General features: G+C 73.1%; 17 protein-coding genes. 1 reads left to right on the top strand and 16 read right to left on the bottom strand.

Annotation, left to right across the window (positions count from 1 at the left end; all coding sequences use genetic code 11):
- Positions 1 to 95: 95 nt before the first annotated feature.
- Positions 96 to 1,460, bottom strand: a complete 1,365-nt coding sequence (cysS, locus tag OJ962_RS24285; RefSeq protein ID WP_202955913.1) for a cysteine--tRNA ligase — start codon at positions 1,458 to 1,460, stop codon at positions 96 to 98.
- A 65-nt stretch (positions 1,461 to 1,525) separates the two neighbouring features.
- On the opposite strand from cysS, the gene OJ962_RS24280 reads away from it, so the two are divergent.
- Positions 1,526 to 2,713, top strand: a complete 1,188-nt coding sequence (locus OJ962_RS24280) for a YncE family protein (protein ID WP_202955912.1) — start codon at positions 1,526 to 1,528, stop codon at positions 2,711 to 2,713.
- Between the two features lie 55 nt (positions 2,714 to 2,768).
- Here the strand turns inward: OJ962_RS24280 and OJ962_RS24275 are convergent, their stop codons facing one another.
- The 15 genes from OJ962_RS24275 to OJ962_RS24205 all read right to left on the bottom strand — a co-directional run bounded on the left by OJ962_RS24275 (position 2,769) and on the right by OJ962_RS24205 (position 20,039).
- Positions 2,769 to 3,110, bottom strand: coding sequence for a VOC family protein (locus OJ962_RS24275; RefSeq protein ID WP_202955911.1), 342 nt, complete (start codon positions 3,108 to 3,110; stop codon positions 2,769 to 2,771).
- Between the two features lie 9 nt (positions 3,111 to 3,119).
- Positions 3,120 to 4,238, bottom strand: a complete 1,119-nt coding sequence (locus OJ962_RS24270) for a VWA domain-containing protein (RefSeq protein WP_202955910.1) — start codon at positions 4,236 to 4,238, stop codon at positions 3,120 to 3,122.
- Between the two features lie 59 nt (positions 4,239 to 4,297).
- Positions 4,298 to 6,457, bottom strand: a complete 2,160-nt coding sequence (locus OJ962_RS24265) for a DUF5682 family protein (protein ID WP_202955909.1) — start codon at positions 6,455 to 6,457, stop codon at positions 4,298 to 4,300.
- Positions 6,454 to 7,527: an ATP-binding protein gene (locus OJ962_RS24260; protein WP_202955908.1), complete on the bottom strand. Its 1,074-nt coding sequence runs from the start codon at positions 7,525 to 7,527 to the stop codon at positions 6,454 to 6,456. Before OJ962_RS24260 ends, OJ962_RS24265 begins: the two co-directional genes overlap by 4 nt.
- Complete coding sequence (locus OJ962_RS24255) at positions 7,524 to 8,804, bottom strand: DUF5691 domain-containing protein (protein WP_270006665.1); 1,281 nt, start codon at positions 8,802 to 8,804, stop codon at positions 7,524 to 7,526. Before OJ962_RS24255 ends, OJ962_RS24260 begins: the two co-directional genes overlap by 4 nt.
- A 417-nt stretch (positions 8,805 to 9,221) precedes the next feature.
- Positions 9,222 to 10,487: an SWIM zinc finger family protein gene (locus OJ962_RS24250; protein ID WP_202955905.1), complete on the bottom strand. Its 1,266-nt coding sequence runs from the start codon at positions 10,485 to 10,487 to the stop codon at positions 9,222 to 9,224.
- 2 nt (positions 10,488 to 10,489) lie between these two features.
- Positions 10,490 to 10,852 carry a cupin domain-containing protein gene (locus OJ962_RS24245; RefSeq protein ID WP_202955904.1) on the bottom strand — a complete coding sequence of 121 codons (363 nt, stop codon included), beginning with the start codon at positions 10,850 to 10,852 and terminating at the stop codon, positions 10,490 to 10,492.
- On the bottom strand, positions 10,849 to 11,307 hold the full coding sequence (locus tag OJ962_RS24240) for a hypothetical protein (RefSeq protein ID WP_202955903.1): 459 nt from the start codon (positions 11,305 to 11,307) through the stop codon (positions 10,849 to 10,851). Before OJ962_RS24240 ends, OJ962_RS24245 begins: the two co-directional genes overlap by 4 nt.
- Entirely contained in the window at positions 11,300 to 11,764 is a 465-nt protein-coding gene (gene ispF / locus OJ962_RS24235) for a 2-C-methyl-D-erythritol 2,4-cyclodiphosphate synthase (protein WP_202955902.1), read from the bottom strand. The genes OJ962_RS24240 and ispF overlap by 8 nt, the downstream gene beginning before the upstream one ends.
- A complete protein-coding gene (locus OJ962_RS24230; RefSeq protein WP_202955901.1) occupies positions 11,761 to 12,591 on the bottom strand; it encodes a histidinol-phosphatase in 831 nt (276 codons plus the stop codon). The genes ispF and OJ962_RS24230 overlap by 4 nt, the downstream gene beginning before the upstream one ends.
- A 9-nt stretch (positions 12,592 to 12,600) precedes the next feature.
- Positions 12,601 to 13,236 carry a 2-C-methyl-D-erythritol 4-phosphate cytidylyltransferase gene (ispD, locus tag OJ962_RS24225; protein ID WP_270006664.1) on the bottom strand — a complete coding sequence of 212 codons (636 nt, stop codon included), beginning with the start codon at positions 13,234 to 13,236 and terminating at the stop codon, positions 12,601 to 12,603.
- Positions 13,237 to 13,255: 19 nt separating this feature from the next.
- The gene (locus OJ962_RS24220; protein ID WP_238931841.1) at positions 13,256 to 13,828 is read right to left on the bottom strand and encodes a CarD family transcriptional regulator; all 573 of its coding nucleotides are present in this window, start codon (positions 13,826 to 13,828) and stop codon (positions 13,256 to 13,258) included.
- Between the two features lie 59 nt (positions 13,829 to 13,887).
- Positions 13,888 to 15,000 carry a DNA integrity scanning diadenylate cyclase DisA gene (disA, locus tag OJ962_RS24215; protein ID WP_202955900.1) on the bottom strand — a complete coding sequence of 371 codons (1,113 nt, stop codon included), beginning with the start codon at positions 14,998 to 15,000 and terminating at the stop codon, positions 13,888 to 13,890.
- A gap of 89 nt (positions 15,001 to 15,089) precedes the next feature.
- A complete protein-coding gene (gene radA, locus OJ962_RS24210) occupies positions 15,090 to 16,442 on the bottom strand; it encodes a DNA repair protein RadA (RefSeq protein WP_202955899.1) in 1,353 nt (450 codons plus the stop codon).
- Positions 16,443 to 16,481: 39 nt separating this feature from the next.
- The gene (locus tag OJ962_RS24205; RefSeq protein WP_202955898.1) at positions 16,482 to 20,039 is read right to left on the bottom strand and encodes an ATP-binding protein; all 3,558 of its coding nucleotides are present in this window, start codon (positions 20,037 to 20,039) and stop codon (positions 16,482 to 16,484) included.
- Between the last annotated feature and the right edge of the window lie 46 nt (positions 20,040 to 20,085).

Below are 20,085 nucleotides of genomic sequence, written 5' to 3'. Positions count from 1 at the left end.
ACCCGCGCCGCCGCGCCCGCCGGCGCCGCCGCCCGAGCGACCGCCACCGCCGCCTCGTCCGGCGCCGCCTCCCCCGCCGCGCCGCGGCGCGGGGCTCATGACGCCGGGACGAGCTCGGGCCCGTCCGGTCCGTCGCGCACGACCCAACCCATCGCGAGCAGCTCGTCGCGCAGGCGGTCGGCCTCAGCCCAGTCCTTCGCCGCGCGCGCGGCCTCACGCGCCTCGGCCAGTTCCGTCGCCTCCGCGGGCGGGCCCTCATCGGCGGCCATCAGTCCTTCCAGGCCGAGCACGTCGAGCATCTCGCGCAGGTCGTCGCTGCCGACCGTCTCCTCCGACCGGTTCGCGTCACGGATCCAGCCGTAGAGCGAAGCCAGCGCCTCGGCGGTGTTGAAGTCTGACCGCAGCGCGTCGAAGAACGCGTCGCGGTGCGGTCGCAGCGCGTCCGGCGACGGCCCGGGCACGAGCCGGCGCGCCGCGTCGCGGATGCGCTCCGCCGAGCGCCGCGCGTCCTCGAGCCGCTCGTCCGAGAACGCCAGCGGCTGCCGGTAGTGGCCGGAGCTGAAGAACAGGATCAGCACGTCGCCGCCGACGGCGTCGAGCACCTCGTGCAGCCCGCGGATGTTGCCCACGGACTTGGACATCTTCTCGGCCTCACCCGAGGCCGACGCCAGCTCGAGCATCCCGTTGTGCATCCAGATTTTCGCCAGCGGCCGGCCGCGCGCGGCGAACGTCTGCGCCGCCTCGTTCTCGTGGTGCGGGAACACGAGGTCGACGCCGCCGCCGTGGATGTCGAACTCCACGCCCAGCAGCGCCTCGGCCATCGCCGAGCACTCGATGTGCCAGCCCGGCCGCCCGCGGCCCCAGGGCGCATCCCAGGACGTGTCCTCGCCTTCCTTCCACGCCTTCCAGAGCGCGAAGTCCAGCGGGTCCTCCTTCAGATCCGCGCCCTCGACGCCCTCGCCCTGGTCCATCTGCTCCAAGTCGCGCCGGGACAGCTCGCCGTACCCGTCGACGGTTCGAACCCGGAAGTACACGTCCCCGCTCGCGACGTACGCGGCGTCGGTGTCCAGCAGCCGCTGGATCAGCTCGATGATGTGCGGGACGTATTCGGTCGCGTGCGGCTCGGCGTCGGGCCGCCCCAGGCCGATCCGGTCGGTGTCCTCCCGGTAGGCCTTCGCCATCTGCTGGGCCAGCTCGTCCGACGGCACCCCGGCGGCCGTGGCCGCCGTGTAGATCTTGTCGTTGATGTCGGTGACGTTGCCGACGAGCGTCACCCCGTAACCCTCGTGCTCGAGGAAGCGCTTGAGCTGGGAGAAGACGACGAACGGCCGCGCGTTGCCGACGTGCACACGCGCGTACACCGTCGGGCCGCAGGCGTAGATCCCCACGCGCGCGGGGTCGCGCGGCTCGAACGGCTGCAACGAGCGGGTGCGGGTGTCGTAGAGCGTGACGTCGGGCACGCACCGGAGCCTAGCCGCCCGCGCGCCGCAAGGATCGCGCCGCACGCGCGTTGGAAGCCTGCACCATGAAGAAACTCCTGGTCGCCCTCGCCGGGCTTGCCGTGCTCACGCCATCCGCACACGCGCAGACGCGGGACATCCTCACGGTCGGCAACAACTGGGACGGCACCGCCAGCATCGTCGACCCGCACCGCTACACCGTCCTCAAGCGCATCGACATCGTGCCCGACCGCAACCAGCGGATGGCCGAGATCAGCCGCAACCCCGCCGCACTCGCCTACTTCCTCGCCATCCGCCAGCTGATCGGCGAAGGCCACGACCAGCTCGTCGACGACGCCTTCACCTCCCCCGACGGCCGACTGCTGTTCGTCTCGCGGCCGAGCTTCGCGGACGTCGTCGCGTTCCAGCTGTCCACCGGGGAGATCGCCTGGCGCACGAAGGTCGAGGGCAACCGCTCCGACCACATGGCGCTCTCACCCGACGGCACGCGCCTGCTGGTGAGCGCCTCGACCGCCCGCAAGGTCCACGTGCTGGACACCGCCACGGGCGCGATCACCGGCAGCTTCGAGTCCGGCGACCAGCCGCACGAGTCCAACTTCAGCGCCGACGGCAAGCGCATCTACCACGCCTCGATCGGCACCGTGTTCACGCCCCTCGACGACCCGCGGCTGGACTTCACCAAGGGCGACCGCTGGTTCGAGATCGTGGACGCGAGCACGCTGCAGGTGCTCAAGCGGCTCAACATGGGCCAGAAGCTGGCTGAGGCCGGCTACCCGAACATGAGCGCCGCCGTCCGGCCGATGGCGCTCGCCCCGGACGAGCAGACCGTGTACTTCCAGATCTCGTTCCTGCACGGGTTCGTCGAGTACGACCTGGTCCACGACCGCGTGCTGCGCGTCGCCAACCTGCCCAAGCGCACGACCGCGCGCCGCGAGCAGTACACGCTCGACTCCGCGCACCACGGCCTGACCATGGATCCGGCGGGCGAGAAGCTGTGCATCGCGGGGACGATGGACAACTACGCCGCGATCGTCTCTCGCACCACGCTCACGCCGACGCTCGTCGAAGGGCTGGAGAAGCCGTACTGGACGACCAACGACGTCAGCGGCGAGCACTGCTTCGTGAGCATCTCCGGCGAGGACGCCGTCGCCGTCGTCAGCTACGCGACCGGCGAGGAGGTCGCGCGGATTCCCGTCGGCGACCATCCGCAGCGGATGCGCCTGGGCAAGATCCAGAAGGCCTACCTGCGCTGAAGCAGGCCTTCGATGAAGAGGCTGAGGCGGCGGATGCTCTCGGACCAGAGACGGCTCATGAGGGGACTGAGGCGACGAGGATATTGCCCGCGCAGTCGCGGAAGTGCAGCGACGTCGCGGTCGCTCCCCACGTCTCTACCCCGTGGCGCTCGAGCGATTCGAGGATGCCCGTGAGGTCGTCGGTGAACAGCACGAGCAGCGGCCGGTCGTGCTCGGCGGCCCCGGGCATCAGCCAGATGCCCGTCTGGGGCTGGCCGGGCACGCCCATGTGAAGGTAGCGGAAGCCCTCGTCGTCGGAGTCGTGCAGCACCTCGAACCCGAGCACGTCGCGGTAGAACGCGAGCGCCTCGTCCTGGTCGGACACGCCGACCACCATCCGCCCGATTCCCCGGAACATGCGGGGAAGCTACACCACCGCGATGTCCTGCTCGCCCGCCCACCCTGCCACGTCGCGTCCTTCGAGGGCCGCGGCGAGCATGTCGGGGAACTGGTCGGGTGTGCAGGCGAACACGGGCGCGCCGAGCGCGGCGAAGGCCGCCGCGTGCTCATGGTGGTAGAAGGGCGCGCCATCGTCGGCCAGCGCGAGCAGGACGATCAGCTTCACGCCGGAGCGGATCAGCGAGGCGGCGCGCCGGAGCATGGACTCCGGGTCGCCGCCCTCGTAGAGGTCGGTCACGAGCACCATCACGGTCTTGCCGGGGTGGCTGACGAGCGTCTGGCAGTACCCGAGCGCCTGGTCGATGTCCGTGCCGCCGCCGAGCTGGATGCCGAACAGCAGCTCGACCGGGTCGTGCAGCTCCTCGGTGAGGTCCACGACGCTCGTGTCGAACGCGATCACCTTGGTGTCCAGGGTCGGGATCGAGGCCAACGCCGCGCTCAGCACGCCCGCGTGGATGACGCTCGCGCCCATGCTCCCGCTCTGGTCGAGCGCGAGGATCAGGTTCGCGGCCAGCGAGCGGCGCCGGCGCGCGTGGCCCACGAGGCGCTCCGGAATCACCGTCCGATGCTCGGGCTGGTAGTGCTTGAGGTTGGCCCGGATCGTCCGGTCCCAGTCGATCTCGGACGGCTTGGGGCGCGACGTGCGCGCGGAGCGGTCGATCGCGCCGCGGGCGGCGCTGCGCGTGCGGTCGGCGAGCCGGCGCTCGATGTCGTCCACCACCTCGCGCACGATCCGCCGCGCCACCGTCCGGCTGGACTCCGGCAGCGCGTCCTTGAGGCTCATCAGCGTCGCGGCGAGGTGCACGTCGGGCGTGACGTTGTCGAGCACCTCGGGCTCGAGCAGGAGCCGGTGCAGGCCGAGCCGGTCGATCGCGTCCTGCTGGACCACCCGTACGACCGCGGACGGGAAGTGGCTGCGGATCTCGCCCAGCCAGCGCGCGACGTTCGGCGCGCTCCCCCCGAGCCCGCCGCGCCGGTCGCCGTAGACGGCGTCGAGCGCGCCGTCCATGCCACGGTCGGTGCCGCCGAGCCGCACGTCCGTGCCGTCGGCCTCCCCGCCGCCGAGCACCAGCCGCCATCGCCGCATGCGCTCGTGCCCAGTGTTGAGTTCAGATGAAGGGGACTGTCCCTCTTTAGGTTCCTCGCTCACGCCAACAACCTCGCAACCGTTGCCAAAGCCGGGCCTGCGCGCTCGAGATCGATGTTGAGCTCAGATGAAGGGGACTGTCCCTCTTTAGGTTTGCGCAGGCGCTCGCCGAGGCGGCGGCGCTCGCCCGCGGGCAGCACGGAGAACGCGCGACGCAGCAGCGGCAGCACGGTCGTGAACGCCTCGGGCTCCACCCGGTCCATCCACTCGTCGAGGATCTGCAGCAGCTCCGGGTCGTGGACGAGCACGAGCCCGCTCGTCCCGATGAACCCCTCGATCCAGGAGGCGCCACGCTCGGGCTCCTCCCCCGGAGAGAGAGCGCGCGACATGGCGCCGGCCACCTCGGGCGACCCGAGCTCGCCCGCATCGTGCAGGAGCCGGGTGGCGCGGCCGGCGAGCGTGCCCGGCAGCCGGTCGCCGTCGGCCACTCGCCGCAGCGCCTCCCGCCACGCGCGCGTCAGCGCCTCGTCCTGCAACAGCGCAAGCGCGCTGTTGACGCCGTCGACGAGCTCGGCCAGCTTCGCGCCCGCCTCCTCGTCGGCACCGACGCCCGCGCCGGGAAGCCCGACCGCCGTCCGCAGCACGATGCCGCGCAGCACGCCCGCGACCGCGCTGGTGTCGCTCCCGCGCACGTCGCCGTAGCGGAGGATCTGGGCGAGCGGCGGGACGGCGGCCATCAGGTCGGCGGTGTCGCGGTCGAGCGCGGCGAGGTCGGCGAGCGCGCCCAGCACGGCTTCCAGGGCGTCCGGGAGGTCGGCGAGCAGGACGGCGTCGGCGAGCACCGCGAGCTTGGCGATGCTGTCCTGCTCTTTCGCCATCGCCTTCGCCCGCGCGGCGGCGGCCGCGTGCACCGTCGTGCCCCAACGGCCCGCGTGGATGAGATCGAGCGCCAGCTGGGGGTGCCATTCGAGCCGGAAGGCCTCCTTGAAGGTGCCCTGGCCGCGCGTCTCGGTCGGCTCGCCCCAGCGCACCTCGAGCACGTTCAGGCGGTGCAGGAGGCGGCTGCGCTCGCGGTCGATCTCGCGCCGCAGGTCCAGCGTGATCTCCTTCGGCTCCGGGGCGGGCTTGAGCCGCAGCCGGCGCTGGAGCTTGGTCACGTCCTGCTGGAGCGGGACCATCGGCGTCTCCTCCGGCACCTCGCCCAGCCGCTCGCCGACCACCAGCTGCGCCCGCACGATCTTCAGTGGCAGCTCGGAGCCGAAGCACAGCACCGCGCGGGTGGCGTCGAGCAGCTCGTCGAGGCCCGCGAGCGGGCGGTCGCGGATGCCGGCCAGCGCGGCGGCCAGCCGGGTCGCGTCGACGACCTGCGCCGCGCTCGCATCCAGGCCTTCCTCGCGCAGCAGCCGGGCCGCCCGCGCGAGCCAGCGCGCGACGGGTTCCTCGGCGCTGTCGAACAGCTGGTCGTACCAGGCGGGCGAGTCGACGCCCGCGCCGTAGCCGGACTCGCGCGCCAGCAGCCCGTACGTCCACGGCACCCAGGTGGTGGCGACCTTGATCTTCGCCATGCCCTTCAGCGTCCGCGCGTCCGGCGCCGCGGGGCCGGGCTCGACCAGCGCGGGCGCGTGCCAGGCGCCGCAGACGACCGCGACGTTGCTCGCCTCCTTGTTGGCCTTGCGAATCTGCTGGCGCATGTACGCCTCGCGCTGCTCCTCGCGCGGGTCGTCGTCCGGGAAGGCCTCGCGCAGCGCCTCCATCGCCTCGGTCACCGCTTCGAACGCGCCCAGACCCTCGCGCGCGGACTCGACGACGTCCTCCCACCAACGCTCGGCGTCCCCGTGCCCGGCGACCTCGGCCAGCGCACCCAACGGGTCCTCGCGCACCTTCCCCCGGCGTCCCCGCTTCTGCACGAGTGAGTTCGCCGCCGGGAGGTCGCAGAAGCGCACCGGGATGTCGTGCTCGTGGGCGTACAGGATCGCCCGCCACTCCGGCGAGAAGCGCGCGAACGGCCAGAACGCGGCGCGGCCCGGCTCGTCGGGCGCGTAGGCGAGCAGCGCGACGGGCGGCGCCATCTCCTCGTGGGCGGCCAGCGCGAGCAGCGAGTCGGCGTCGGGCGGGCCCTCGATCAGGATCGTGTCCGGCTGCAGCTGCGCCAGCGCGCGTTCGAGCGTGCGGGCCGAGCCGGGTCCGTGGTGGCGGATCCCGAAGACCGTGTGGCTCACAGCGCCCGGCAGGCCCGGTACAGCGCGCCCCAGCCGTCGCGCTCGCGCACGACCGCCTCGAGGTACTCCTGCCAGACGACCTTGTCCGCCACCGGGTCCTGCACGACGGCGCCGGTGAGCCCGCCCGCGACGTCCTCGGCGGAGAGCTCGCCGTCGCCGAAGTGGGTGGCGAGCGCGAGCCCGTTCGTGACCACGGAGATCGCCTCGGCGGTGCTGAGCGTGCCCGAGGGCGACTTGAGCTTGGTGCGCCCGTCCTCGGTCACGCCCGATCGCAGCTCGCGGAAGATCGTCACCACGCGGCGGATCTCCTCCAGCGCGGAGGTCGCGGGCGGCAGCTCGAGCGCCTGCCCGACGCTGTCCAGCCTCAGGCGGACGATCTCCACCTCCTCGTCGGCCGAGTCCGGCAGCGGCAGCACGACCGTGTTGAAGCGCCGCCGCATCGCGCTGGAGAGCTCGTTGACGCCGCGGTCGCGGTCATTGGCGGTGGCGATCACGTTGAAGCCCTGCACGGCCTGGACCTCGTCGTCGAGCTCGGGGATCGGCAGCGACTTCTCGGACAGGATCGTGATCAGCGCGTCCTGGACGTCGGACGGGATGCGCGTGAGCTCCTCCACGCGCGCGAGCTTGCCGTCGTTCATCGCGCGGAACACCGGGCCGGGCACGAGCGCGTCGCGCGTCGGGCCCTCGGCGAGCAGCCGCGCGTAGTTCCAGCCGTAGCGCAGGGCCTCCTCGGGCGTGCCCGCCGTGCCCTGCACGATCAGGGTGCTGTCGCCGGAGATCGCGGCCGCCAGGTGCTCGGAGAGCCACGTCTTGGCGGTGCCGGGAACGCCCAGCAGAAGCAGCGCGCGGTCGGTGGCGAGCGTCGCCACGGCGAGCTCGATCAGGCGGCGCCGGCCGACGTACTTGGGCGTGATCGTGACGCCGTCGGCCTCGCCGCCCATCACGTAGGTCGTGACCGCCCACGGCGACAGCCGCCACCGCGGTGGCCTGGGGCGGTCGTCGGCCCGCTCGAGCGCGGCGAGCTCCTCCGCGAACAGCTGCTCGGCGTGCGGGCGCAGAAGTTCCGTCATGCGAACTCCGAGAGCATGGCAGCCCGCGTGTCGAGGAGGTCGCAGAGCCGCGTGATGTCGCGCCCGCCGAGGTCGCGCAGCGGTTCGATGTCCGTGCGCGGGTCCAGCCGCCGCCCGACGAACGCCACGTCGACATCGCGCCCGCCGGCCTCGCGCCGCCGCTTGACGGACGCGACGACGGCGTTCGACAGCTCCGGTCCCCACGTCCACTCGAGCGGCTCGGCGGCGAGCAGGGGATCGTCCGCCGCGGCCGCGCGCGCCTCGGCCTCCTCGCGGGGCAGCAGTTCGAGCAGCCCGAGCGCGCGTCCCCACTCGACGTCCCGCTGACGCAGCGCCGCCAGCATCCAGCCCTCGTGGACGGCGGCCGCGAGATCGTCCTTGACGGGCAGGCCGACCATCGCGATGTCCCAGGTGGAGAGCGGGGCCGCAGCCAGGAGCTCGGTCAGCCGCTCGGAGCGACGCCCGCGCGCCTCGGGCAGCGTGGCCACGATCTCGCCGTCCTCCACGCGCAGCAGCGGCAGCGCCTCGGCCGCCGCCCGCGCGGCGAACGCCGAGCGGGGCAGGCGCGTGAGCAACGCCGCCGCGACGTCCCGGACCGGTTTGCGACGATCGCTGAGCGCCAGCTCGAGCAGCGACTCGTCGGCGTCCGACAGCCCGACCTCGAGCTCCTGAAGAAACGCCTGACGGTCCTCCCACGTCTCCTCCGCCCACGTCGACGCGAGCAGCTCGCGCGCGGCGTCCGGGTCCTGCCGGCGATACCGGCGCAGCAGGTCGACCCGGTCCTCCGCGTGGGCCCAGTCGGCCTCGTCGACGGGCAGCACATAGGCCCAGCGCGGCTCGCGCGCGGCGAGCCAGCGCCCGAGCGGCCCGGCCGCCGCGGCCGCGGCGGCGTACCGCTCCGGCCGATCCTCGGCCCAGTCGAGCAGCGCGGGCACGAGCTCGGGCGGCGGCCGCACCCCGTGCTCTTGCGCCAGCGCGAGCCAGTCCTCGACAAGCCAGCGCACCTCGAGCAGCCCATCCAGCCGCCCCGCCGCCGGCCCGGAGCACAGCGGCCGCGGATCGGGCTCGGCCGGCTCGACGACACGCGGAGCGCCCGCCCGCGCACCGGCCCGCCGCGCCACCGTCCACGCCGCCGCCGACGCCAACAAGCGGTCCTCGACGCCACGCCCGTCCAGGGCCGCGCCGAGCTCGCCCGGCGCCCCGGGCGGCGCGTCCGCGTCCACGGGCCGCCGGTCCGTGCCGATCAACGCCACGGCCACGAGCTCGTCCCAGCTCACGCCGTGCCCCGAGCGAACGCCGCCACGGCCCGACCCCTCGCCGGGCACGCAACGCCGCGAGCCGTCGCCGGGCCCGGCCGACGTCCAGCCGCGACGGCCCGAGCCCTCGCCGGGCCCGGCCGACGTCCAGCCGCGACGGCCCGAGCCCTCGCCGTGCCCCGCCCACGCTCAGCCGCGGACGCGCGACCCCCGGCCGCGCGAAACATCCCCCTCTTCGGGCGAAGCCCGGTTTCGCGCGCCGGGGGTCGCGCGGCCGCGGCCACCAGGCGGTCGGCGCTCATTCGCTCGCCGCCGGTCGCGCCGCCGCATCCACCACGCGGCCGGCGCTCATTCCGCGCGCCGCCAGCGTCGCCCCCGCGGCCACCACGCGGCCGGCACTCGAACGAGCCGTGCCGGCCCCGGCGACGCCGCGCGCCCTCACAGCGCCACCGTGCGCTCGCCGTCCCCGACCGCGAGCGGGTTCAGCGCCTCGCCGTTCCACATCCCGAACACGGACACCGGCCGCCCGCCGCTCAACGCCAGCAGCCGCCACCGCGCGCGCATCGGTCCGCGCAGCGGCAGCGACCCGTCCTCCGCGCTCACCACATCAACGTCCGCGACCGCACGCGCCAGCGCGATCGGGTGCTCGTCGAGCCACGGGTTTGCCGCGACCGCCCCCGCGCACGCGCCCAACGCCGCCTCGACGCCGCCCACGCCGAAGAACCCCGGCGCGTCGCGCAGCCGGCCCGGCTCCTCCAGCAGCGCACGCAGCGGCGTCGCGCCCGGGTAGAACGCCAGCGCGGCTTCGAAGCTTCGCCCCGCCGGCGGCCGCGGCGCCAAGGACCCGCCGGTGGGCGCGAAGTCCAGGATCAACGCCGCGCGCTCGTGGTCGTGCCCCCACAGCCACGTCCGCTGGACGCGCAGGCGCTCCTGCTCGATCACGACGCGCGCCAGCACCGACCACTCGTCCTGCACGCGCGGCCCGCTCAGCACCTCCTCCCGCGACGCGTTCCAGCCCAGCAGCGTGCGGACCTCGTCGCGCAGCGGCCCCTCGGTCTCGCGCGCGTAGGCCTCGCACAGCAGGTGCAGCATCGCCATGCCCGACAGCAGCCGCTCGGGCCAGTCGTCGGGCCGCATCGCCGCGACGTTCCCGAGCGAGCGCAACCGCGACGCCGCGCCCGGCGCCTGCGCGTCCACCATCCGCGCCGCGAACGCGTCCCACTCGTCCCAGCCGCGCAGCCGCGGCGCGCCGAGCCCGCCGCGCACCGCGTCGCGCAGCCACAACCGCAGGTCCTCGACGCCGCCCGCGACCCGCGCCTCGCGCTCGGCGGCGCGCCGCGCAGCCGCCTCGGGGTCGCGGATCGGCTCGCCCGGCTCCCGCGGCACGCGCCGCGCACGACCGTCGAGCCACTCCGTGACCCGGGCCGGCGGCGAGCCCTCCGCCACCGCACCGTCCGCGCGCAGCAGCAGCAACGCCAGCGCGTGCTTGCAGGGGATCTTCCGGCTCGGGCAGGAGCACCTGTACGCCGGCCCGTCCAGGTCGACCGCCACCTCGTACGGCCGCGCGCCGCTCCCGCGGCAGGACCCCCAGACCGCGCGCGCGTTGAAGCCCGTCTCGCTCCACGGCGCCGGCCGCGCGAGCTTGCGCGCCGCCGCGACCGAAGCCGCGTCCGGCGCGAGCGCTTCAACGGCGGCCGCGTCCAAGCTCAGTCCCCGGTCGGCTGCACCCCGGCGGGCTCGACCATGACGATCACGGTCCGACCCTCCGGCGCGCGCGTGCGGTGCACGACTCCACGCGGCACCGTGTAGCCCTGGTGCGGCTCGAGCGTCACCGTGTCGGCGCCCTCGATATCGATCAGCAGCTTCCCCTCGAGCACGAGGAAGAACTCGTCCTCGACCTCGTGCTTGTGCCAGTGGAAGTCGCCGTCGAGCACGCCGAGGCGCACGACGCTGTCATTGACGGTCGTGAGCGTCTGGTTGAACCAGGGCTCGTGCGCCGCGGCCTCGGCCGCGACGTCGATGAACGTCGACTGCCCGAACTTGTCGTCGAGATGGATGTCGTAGCTCATGACTGGAACCGTGCCATATCGGCGGCACGGGCGAACAGCTCCGCCGCCCCGGGCGTGAGCGCGCCGCCGTAGGCCCAGCCCAGCTCGACCTCGTCGCCCAGCTGCATCTCCAGCACGAAGCCGTACGCGCCGACCGAGAACTCGCCGAAGCGCTCGGCCGCCTCGTCGACCCAGTGGTCCAGGTGCGCGCGCATCCCGTCCAACGGATCGCCGGCCTCGTCCTCGTCGTAGCCTTCGACGAACACGACCGGCGCGTCGAGCAACCCGGCGAGCACCGCCTGCACCGCTTCGTTCTCCTGCCCGCGCGCCGGCAGCGAGTCGAACGTCTGCAGCCACTCGATCCCGAGCACCTCGTCGCCGAACGCTGCCACCGCCTCGGCGACGCTCGAGGCCTGCGTGCCCGCATAGACGAACGCGCCCGGCATGTGCAGCAGCGCGACGTAGAGCTCAGGCACGGTCCAGCGTCGCGACGGCCAACGCCGCCACGCCCTCCTCGCGCCCGACGAACCCCATCCGCTCGCCGGTCGTCGCCTTCACGTGCACGTCCGCGCCGACCGCCTCGCTCAGCACGGCCATGATCGCGGACCGGTGCGGCGCGAGCTTCGGCCGCTCCATCATCACGGTCGCGTCCACGAACTCGACGCGCCAGCCCTCCGCGCGCACCCGCGCGACCGCCTCGCGCAGCAGCGCGATCGAGTCGGCGTCCTTGAACGCCGAGTCCGTGTCTGGGAAGTGCTGGCCGATGTCGCCCAGCGCCGCCGCGCCCAGGATCGCGTCCGTCACCGCGTGCGCGAGCACGTCCGCGTCGGAGTGGCCCTCGAGCCCGCGATCGTGCGGGATCTCGACGCCGCCCAGCACCAGCCGCCGCCCCTCGGCGAAGCGGTGGGAGTCGATCCCGAGCCCCGACCTCACCCCAGCGGCTCCAGCCGGCGCTGGCGCTTCTCGAACACCGCGAGCTCCTTCACACCGACGTCCTGCAGCAGCTCGACCGCCTGTTCGTAGCCGTACGCGAGGTGGTCGGGAATGTGCGCGTCCGAGGACAGCGCGATCGGCACGCCGGCGTCGACCGCCATCTCCAGGTACGCGCGCGCCGGGTACATCTCGCCCACCGGCTTGCGCAGCCCGGCGGTGGACAGCTCCATCGCCACGTTGCCCTCGAGCATCGCCTCGACGGCCGGCTCGTAGAAGAACCGCAGGTCCTTCTCCGGCACCGGCCGGGCCTTGCCCCAGATCTTCACGAGGTCGGGGTGGGAGATGATGTCGTAGAGCCCGCACCGGGCGGACTCGGCGAGCGCCTCGAAGTACTTCGCCCACACGCGCTCCGCCGACATCTCCTGGCGCCAGATGTCGGTCTCGTCGTCGAAGTCCACGGCGAAGTCGCCGAGGAAGTGCACCGAGCCGACCACGTAGTCCCACTCGTGCGCTTCGAGCAGGTTGGCCATCCGGTCCTCGCGGCCCTTGATGTAGTCGGCCTCGATGCCGAGCTTGAGGTCGGTCTCCTCGCGCACGAAGCCGACATAGGCGTCCAGGTCGTCGACCGCGCTCTGGCGCCAGAACGGGTGCTGCCACACGTCGAGCGCGGCGGAGAAGCGGTGGACGTGCTCGGAGACGCCGAGCTCCTCGACGCCGCGCGAGGCGGCTACCTCGCGATAGTGCTCGGCGTTGGCGGCGGTGAAGTATCGGGTGGCCGTCGAGTCGTTGCCGTCCGGCCGCAGGTGCACGTGGTAGTCGGTGAGCATTCGTGCGATTCAGGATCGCACGCGCTCTCCGAGCAGCAGCTCGGCGACGCGCAGGTCGTGCGGCGTCGTCACCTTGAAGTTCGCGGGTGAGGACTCCACCACGCGCACGGTCCCGCCGCCGCGCTCGACGAGCCAGGCGTCGTCCGTGGCGCGCGCGAGGATCGCGGCATCCACGCTCAGCGCCGCTTCCAGCGCGCCGCGCCGGAAGGCCTGCGGCGTCTGCACCGCCCACAGGCGCGATCGGTCGTGGGTCGCCACGACCACATCGCCGTCGGCCTCCTTGATCGTGTCCGTCACGCGTGCGGCGGCGATCGCGCAGTCCGCGTCGTCGAGCGCGTCCACCACGCGGGTGAACAGCGACGGCTCGACCAGCGGCCGCGCCGCGTCGTGCACCACGACGGGGTGGGTGGGGGCCGAGTACACGGCGCTCAGCGCCGCGCGCACGGACTCCGAGCGGGTCGCGCCGCCGCGCACGCCGACGCACCCCTCTGGCGCGGAGGCGCCCTCAGGCAGGGCGACCACGATCTCGGAGATCCCGGCCGCGCGCAGCGCGGCCACGGACCACTCGATCATCGGCCGCCCGGCGACCGGGACGAACGCCTTCGGAATCGAGGCGCCAAGCCGCGAGCCAGAGCCCGCGGCCACCAGGAGCGCGACGGACCTGTTACTCAGCGGACGCCGCGGACGCGGCGGCGAGCTCGTCAGCCGTGCGGAGGAGAATCTCGTCGAGGTAGGCCTCGGCCTCGTCCTCGGTCTTCTCGAGCGCGTACATCATCTCCGACGCCAGGATCTTCTTGGCGCGGGTGTACATCTGCTTCTCGCCCGTCGACAGGCCCTTGTCCTGCTCGCGGACGGCAAGATTGCGAACGACCTCGGCGAGCTCGTAGATGTCGCCGGTCTTGATCTTGTCCCGGTTGTGCTTGAAGCGCCGGTTCCAGTTCTTCGGCATCTCCGACACGTCGGCGGCAAGAACGCCGAGGACCGCCTTGACGGTCTCCTCGTCGATCACCCGGCGCAGGCCCGCCTTGCCGGCGTTCGCGCACGGCACCATGACCGTCATGTCGTTGTGGAGGATCTTGATCGTGAGGTACTCGCGCACCTCGCCGAGGATGTTCTTCTCCTCCTTCTTGACTACCTGGCCGGCCCCATGATGCGGGTAGACCACGTTGTCGCCGATCTCGAACTCGATGTTGACGATCTCACGCTCGATCTCGAGATCCTCGAGGTCAATAGCCATGTCGGGAATTGGGGGTTCCTCCTTTAAGCGGGGTCCGGCTGCCGGACCTTCCTGCTGGGTCAGGTTTGCAAGTAGCGGTCCACGAGGTTGATCTCCTGCAGGCGGCGAAGGCCCTCGCGGATGTCCTTCGCCCGGATTTCACCAACGCCCTCCACCGACTCCAGCTCTGGATCGGTGGCGGCCAAGATCTCGTCCAGCCCGCGGAACTCGCGGACGATGTTCTGCACCACCAGCTTCGGGAGCCGCGGGATGCGGCCGAGGATGCGGTAGCCGCGGGGCGAGACGGGATAGTCCAGCGTGTTGACCTTGCGGTCATAGCCGAGCAGCTCGGCGAGGCGACCGAAGTCGAGCAGGTCCTGATGCGGCAGGCGCGAGATGCCGTCGAGCGCCATCGCGAACGCGTCCTCGACGGGATCGGCCAGATAGTCGTGCAGCAGCGCGGCCTTGTCGCCCGCGACGCCGACCATCGTCTCCTCGAGCTGCATCTCGATCAGGCGGCCCTCGGTGCCGAGCTCGACGATGTAGCGCTCGATCTCCACCGCCATGCGCGTCACCAGCTCGGCGCGCTGCAGGACGGTGAGGACGTCGTGGAGCGTGACCCCGCCTTCGAACTCCAGCGCCGTGAGGCGCGTGGAGACCTGATCCAGGCGGGAGCGATACTTGTCCAGCGTGGCCAGGGCCTGGTTGGCCTTGGCGAGCACCGCGGGGATCTCCTCGAGGATGTACTTCGCGCCATCGACGTACAGCGAGACGACGTCGCGGCGCTGCGAGACGGCGATCACCAGCGCGTCGGTCTGCTTGGAGATGCGCTCGGCCGTGCGGTGGCGCGTGCCGGTCTCCGACGTGAGGATCGTCGGGTCGGGCATCAGCTGCACGTTGCACCACGCGATCTTGGTCGCGTTGGCGTTGAGCGCGATCGCGCCGTCCATCTTCGCGAGCTGGTAGACGAGCGCAGGCGTGTAGTCGATATCCAGCCGGATACCGCCTGAGAACAAGAACGCCAGCTCGTCGGGATCGCCGATGACGATCAGACCGCCGGTGCGCGCGTGGACGATGTTGTCGATTCCCTCGCGTACCGCGGTCCCCGGTGCGACCATCTCGAGGGCCTTCACCAACCGGGGCTCTTGCCGCGCTTCGAGCTCATTGAGCTCTTCCCCTGATCGCGGCTGCATCACGATGTAATTCTAGCAGCTACTTAAGCGCTATTTAGCCCCGATTTTTCCCGTTCCAGAGCCAAATCGGGGGGCTTGACGAAAGTGAATCAGGCTGCTACACGGGCGAGCGGAGCGCCGAGTGCGGCCCGCACCGCAGCGCGCAGAGTGGGTGTCTCCGGACCGGGTGACAGTACCGGTGACAGGCCGAACTTCGCCGCCTCCGCGCGGCGCCGGTCGTCGTGCGCGACGGACCGCAGCTCGCCGGTGAGGCCGATCTCGCCGAAGCACGCGATCGGCGTGCTCTCACCCATCGTGACGCCGCGCACAGCGCTCGCGACGGCCAGCGCGACCGCGAGGTCCGCACCCGGCTCGTCGATCCGGACGCCGCCCGCGACGTTGACGAACACGTCGGCGCTTCCGGCCCCGATCCCGGCGTGCCGGGCCAGCACGGCCAGCACGAGCGCGAGCCGGTTGCGATCGATCCCGTTGACCACCCGCCGGGGCGGCACGAGCTCGGAGGGCGAGACGAGCGCCTGCACCTCGACCAGCAGCGGCCGCGAGCCCTCCATCGCCGCCAGCACGACGCTCCCGGGCGCGCGCGTCGCCTCGCCGACGAAGCGCGCGGACGCGTCCTGCACTTCCACCAGGCCGCCCGACTTCATCTCGAACACGCCGACGTCGTTCGTGGAGCCGAACCGGTTCTTGAGCGCCCGCAGCGTGCGGTACGTCCGTTCGCGCTCGCCCTCGAACTGCAGCACGCAGTCCACGAGGTGCTCGAGCACACGCGGCCCGGCCAGCGCGCCCTCCTTCGTCACGTGGCCCACGAGCAGCACGGCGATGTTGCGCTGCTTGGCCACGCGCGTGATCCGGTCCGCGACCTCGCGCACCTGGCCGACACTGCCCGCCGCACCCGTGAGGTCGGACGCGTGCAGCGTCTGCACCGAGTCCACCACGCACACGTCCGGCGCCTCGGCCTCCATCGTCGCCAGCACCGTGTCCAGGTCGGTCTCGGCCAGCACGGGCACCTGCAAAGCGGCGCCGGGCAGCCGCTCGGCGCGCAGCCGGATCTGCGCCGCGGATTCCTCCCCGGAGACGTAGAGCGTCTTGCGCCCCGCGCCCTCGAGGTTGCCGAGCGCCATGTTCGTGAGCGTCGACTTGCCGATTCCGGGCGACCCGCCGAGCAGGACGAGGCTGCCGGGCACCAGCCCTCCCCCGAGCACGCGGTCCAACTCGCCGATGCCCGTGTGCAGGCGCGCGTGGCGCTCCGCGGCGACCTCGGCGAGCCGGGTCGGCCTCGTCGCCGCCGCGCGCGGCGCTCCGCCGCCGCCCTTCCTCGCGGCCGCGCCGCGGTTCTCCTCGACCAGCGTGTTCCACGCGTTGCAGCCGGGGCACTGCCCCATCCAGCGCGGCGTCTCGGCGGCGCAGGCGGAGCAGACGAAGACGGTGGTCGCGCGGGGCATGTCGAAGAACCTAGGCCCCGAGGCGGACGGTTTCGCCCCCTAGGCCGGTTTGGCCGCCGGCACCAAGGACCGCGCCCGCTCGGCCAACACGACCATCCCCAACGCGTCCGCGACCAGGATCGCGTCCGCGAGCATCTCCGACGCGCGCTCGACGTCCCCCTGAGCCAGGAGCATCTCCGCCCACGCCACCTGCGTGCGCGCCTGGAAGGGCCGCGCGCCCATCGCCACGTGCATCTCCTGCGCTGCGGCGAAGTGTGACTCGGCCAGCTCGTATCGCCCCTGCGCCGCGGCCAGCAGCCCCAGCAACCACGAGGCCGACCCATTGAAGGTGGCGTTGCGGCCCACGACCACGTTGCGGCCCGCGTACGGCTCGAGCATCGCGTACAGCTGGCCCGCGCGCGCGGCGTCGCCCAGCGCGCCGCACACCTCGGCGAGCACGGTCACCGCGACGAGCCAGTTGGCGTCGCGCGGGATGTCGAACCCGCTGGCGGCCATCACCTCGAACTCCGCGCGCGCCTCGTCCGGCCGGCCCAGCTCGATCAGCAGCAGCGCCAGGGCCGAGCGCCACGCGGGGATCGCCGGGTAGAGCTCGATGAAGTTGCGCACGGCGCCCTCGACCTCGGCGAGCCGGCCCTGCTCGCGGCGGACCGAGTACATGCACTGCGCGTAGTAGTGCAGGGCGTTCTCGGCCTGGCCGCGCTGGCCGATCGCCAGCGTCTCCTGGGCGAGCTGCTCGGCCTCGTCGAAGCGGCCGTCCAGCAACGCGCGGGTGGCGCGGAACAGGCCCGCCCACCACAGCCAGATCGGCCGGTGCAGGGCGTCGGCCAACTTCGACACCGCCGCGATCTGGATGTCGACGCCGTCGATGTCGCCGAGCTCCATCAGGTCGATGATCGTCCAGGCGGCGCCCTGGAGCTCGAGCTCCGGGTCGCCGGTCTGCTCGGCCACGCCGCGCAGCTCCGCGGCCACCGCGAGCCGCTCCTCGGTGTTCTCGGGCCGCCACAGCGCGTAGTGGCGCGCGTCCAGGCAGGCGGCGAGCGTCCGGGGATCGCCGAGCCGGCGCGCGATCCGCAGCGCCTCGTCCGAGAGCGACAGCCGCAGCTCCGGCTCGCCCGCGTAGTAGAGCTCGAGCGACATGCGGGCGAGCAGCCGCGCGCGCAGCGGGGAGTCGTCCTCGGGCAGCTCGGTCATCGCCTCGTCCAGCAGCGCGACGCGCTCGGGGTCCGAGCGCGAAAGCGCCGACCACGGGCCGGCCTGCCCCAGCACGCCGCGCGTGAGCAGCACCGGGTCGTGCAGCCCGCGCGCGACGCGGATCGCGGCGGCGAAGCTCTCGCGCGCCTCGCTCTCCATCCCCGCGCGCTCCTCCGACGCGCCGAGCGCCAGCAGCAGCTCCGCGCGCACGTGGTCGTCGACCGCGCCCGAGAGCTCCCGCGCGCGCAGCGCCGCCCGGTAGTGCTGCGCGGCCTCCTCCCAGGCCAGCAGCCGGTCCGCCCGCCGCGCCGCGGCCAGCGCGAAGTCGATCGCCCGATCCGGACGCTCCACCGGCGCGGCCTGCGCGAAGTGGTGGGCGAGCATCGCCAGGTGCGGGTCCAGGTCGCCACCACGCAGGGACACGAGCGTCTCGCCCACCCGCCCGTGCAGCCGCGCGCGCCGCAGCTGGGAGATCGAGTCGTAGAGCGTCGCCCGGACCAGGCCGTGCGTGAAGCCGTAGCGGCCCACGTGCCCGATCTCCCGCAGCACGCGCGCCTCGACGGCCTCCTCCAAGGCCTCCACCAGGTCGTCGTCGGGCCGGTCGACGACCGTCGCGAGCACGTCGTAGTCGAACTCGCGCCCGATGACCGAGGCCACGAGCAGCACGGCGTGCGTCGGTTCGCTCAGCCGGCGCAGCCGCCGGGAGGTGACCTCGCGCACGCCGTCCGGCACGCCCGCCTCCTCCAGCGTCACCTCCTCGCTCAACGCGCCCGCGGTCTCGCGGACGTGGCGCACGACCTCCTCGATGAAGAACGGGTTGCCCTCGGTCTCGCCCGCGAGCGCGTGCACGAACGACTCCGAAGCCGGCGCGTGCGCGAGCTCGGCCACCAGCTCACCCACCTCGAGCTCCGCGAGCCCGCCGAGCTCCAGGCGCCGCAGCGTGCCCTCGCGCCGCAGGTCGCCGATCAGCTCGTGCAGCGGATGGCGGTCGGAGATCTCGCTCTCGCGGTAGGTGCCGAGGAACAGCACGCGCCGCGGCGCGGGCGAGCGCACCAGGTGCCGCAGCAGCTGGAGCGTCGGCCGGTCCGCCCACTGGAGGTCGTCGAACACGAGCACGACCGGCGCCTCGGACCCGATCTCGCCCAACAGCGCGGCGACGGCGTCGAAGAACCGGAAACGCTGCGCGTCGGCCTCGGCCCCGCTCACGCCGCTGCCGCCCACGTGATCGGCGGGCGGCGGGCCGAACTCCGGCAGCAGGATCGCCAACTCGGCCGCGCGCGGGCCGAGTCGGTCGCGCAGCGCGTCCAGCGGCGCGCCCGCCGACCAGCCGCGCAGCATCTCGACCACGGGCTGGTACGGCGTCAGGGTCTCCTCGTCGAAGCGCCCGTAGAGCACGGCGGCGCCGTCCTCGTGCGCGGTGCGAGCAAGTTCCGCCGCGAGCCGCGTCTTCCCGATCCCGGCGTCGCCGGCCAGCAGCACGAGCGCCCGCTGCCCGTCGGCGCCCTCACGCCAGCAGCGCTCCAGGAAGGCGAGCTCGACGCGGCGGCCGATCAGCGCGTGCCGGTCCACCGCCGCCGCGAGCGGCGCGGGCCAGGGCGCGGGCTCGAGCGCGACGGGGGAGGCGACGACCGGCGCCGGACCGCGGTAGGTGGGAGGCGGCTCGCCGCGCAGCACGCGCTCGAAGACCGTCATCGCGGCCGGCCCGGGCGTCGTGCCGAGCTCCTCGCGCAGCAGCGACCGCAGCTCCTCGAACGCCCGCAGCGCCTCCGCCGGGTTGCCCGCGGCCTCGTGGACCTCCATCAGCAGCCGGTGCGCGGACTCGCGGAACGGCGCCGCCGCGATCGCCGCCCGCGCCGCCTGCTCGGCCGAGCCCAGCTCACGCCCGCCCGCCCGCAGCCCGGCCTCGGCCAGCGTCTCCAGGCCGCGCAGGCGCAGCGTCTCCAGCTCGCGCCGCTGTTCGGCCGCCCAGCCGCCCTCGGCGTCGGGCAGGAACGTCTGCAGGTCGGTGAGCAGCGCGTCGCGCGCCCGTACCGCCGCCAACGCGTGGTCGCCGGCCTCCATCGCCGCCTCGGCCTCGGCGATCGCGATCCGCGAGCTCTCGATGTCCACGCTGACCGAGCCCTCAAGCCGCAGGCGCAGCTCGCCGCGGCCCGTCAGCACGCCTTCACCCAGCGCGCGGCGCAGCTTCGACAACAGCGCGCTGAGCGCCGAGTCGGCGGCGGCGGGCGGCCCTTCGGGCCACAGGGCGTCGATCAGCTCGTCGCGCGGGCAGCCGCGGCTACGGTTGAGGACCAGGTACGCGAACAGCAGACGCCCCTGGCGCCCTGGGAGCCCTGCGTCGAGTCGACGCCCATTCGCCTCGACGAGAACGGGCCCGCACAAGCGGATGTCCCAGCCTTCGACCACCGTGTGAGCGGCAAGCTATCGGCTCGCCAAGGTTTCTCCAAGGTTT

Origin of the sequence: Solirubrobacter deserti (assembly GCF_027587175.1) — a bacterium.
Lineage (GTDB): Bacteria > Actinomycetota > Thermoleophilia > Solirubrobacterales > Solirubrobacteraceae > Solirubrobacter > Solirubrobacter deserti.
The sequence above is the reverse complement of the archived record's forward strand: the minus strand, read 5'-3'. Positions and strand labels throughout refer to the sequence as shown.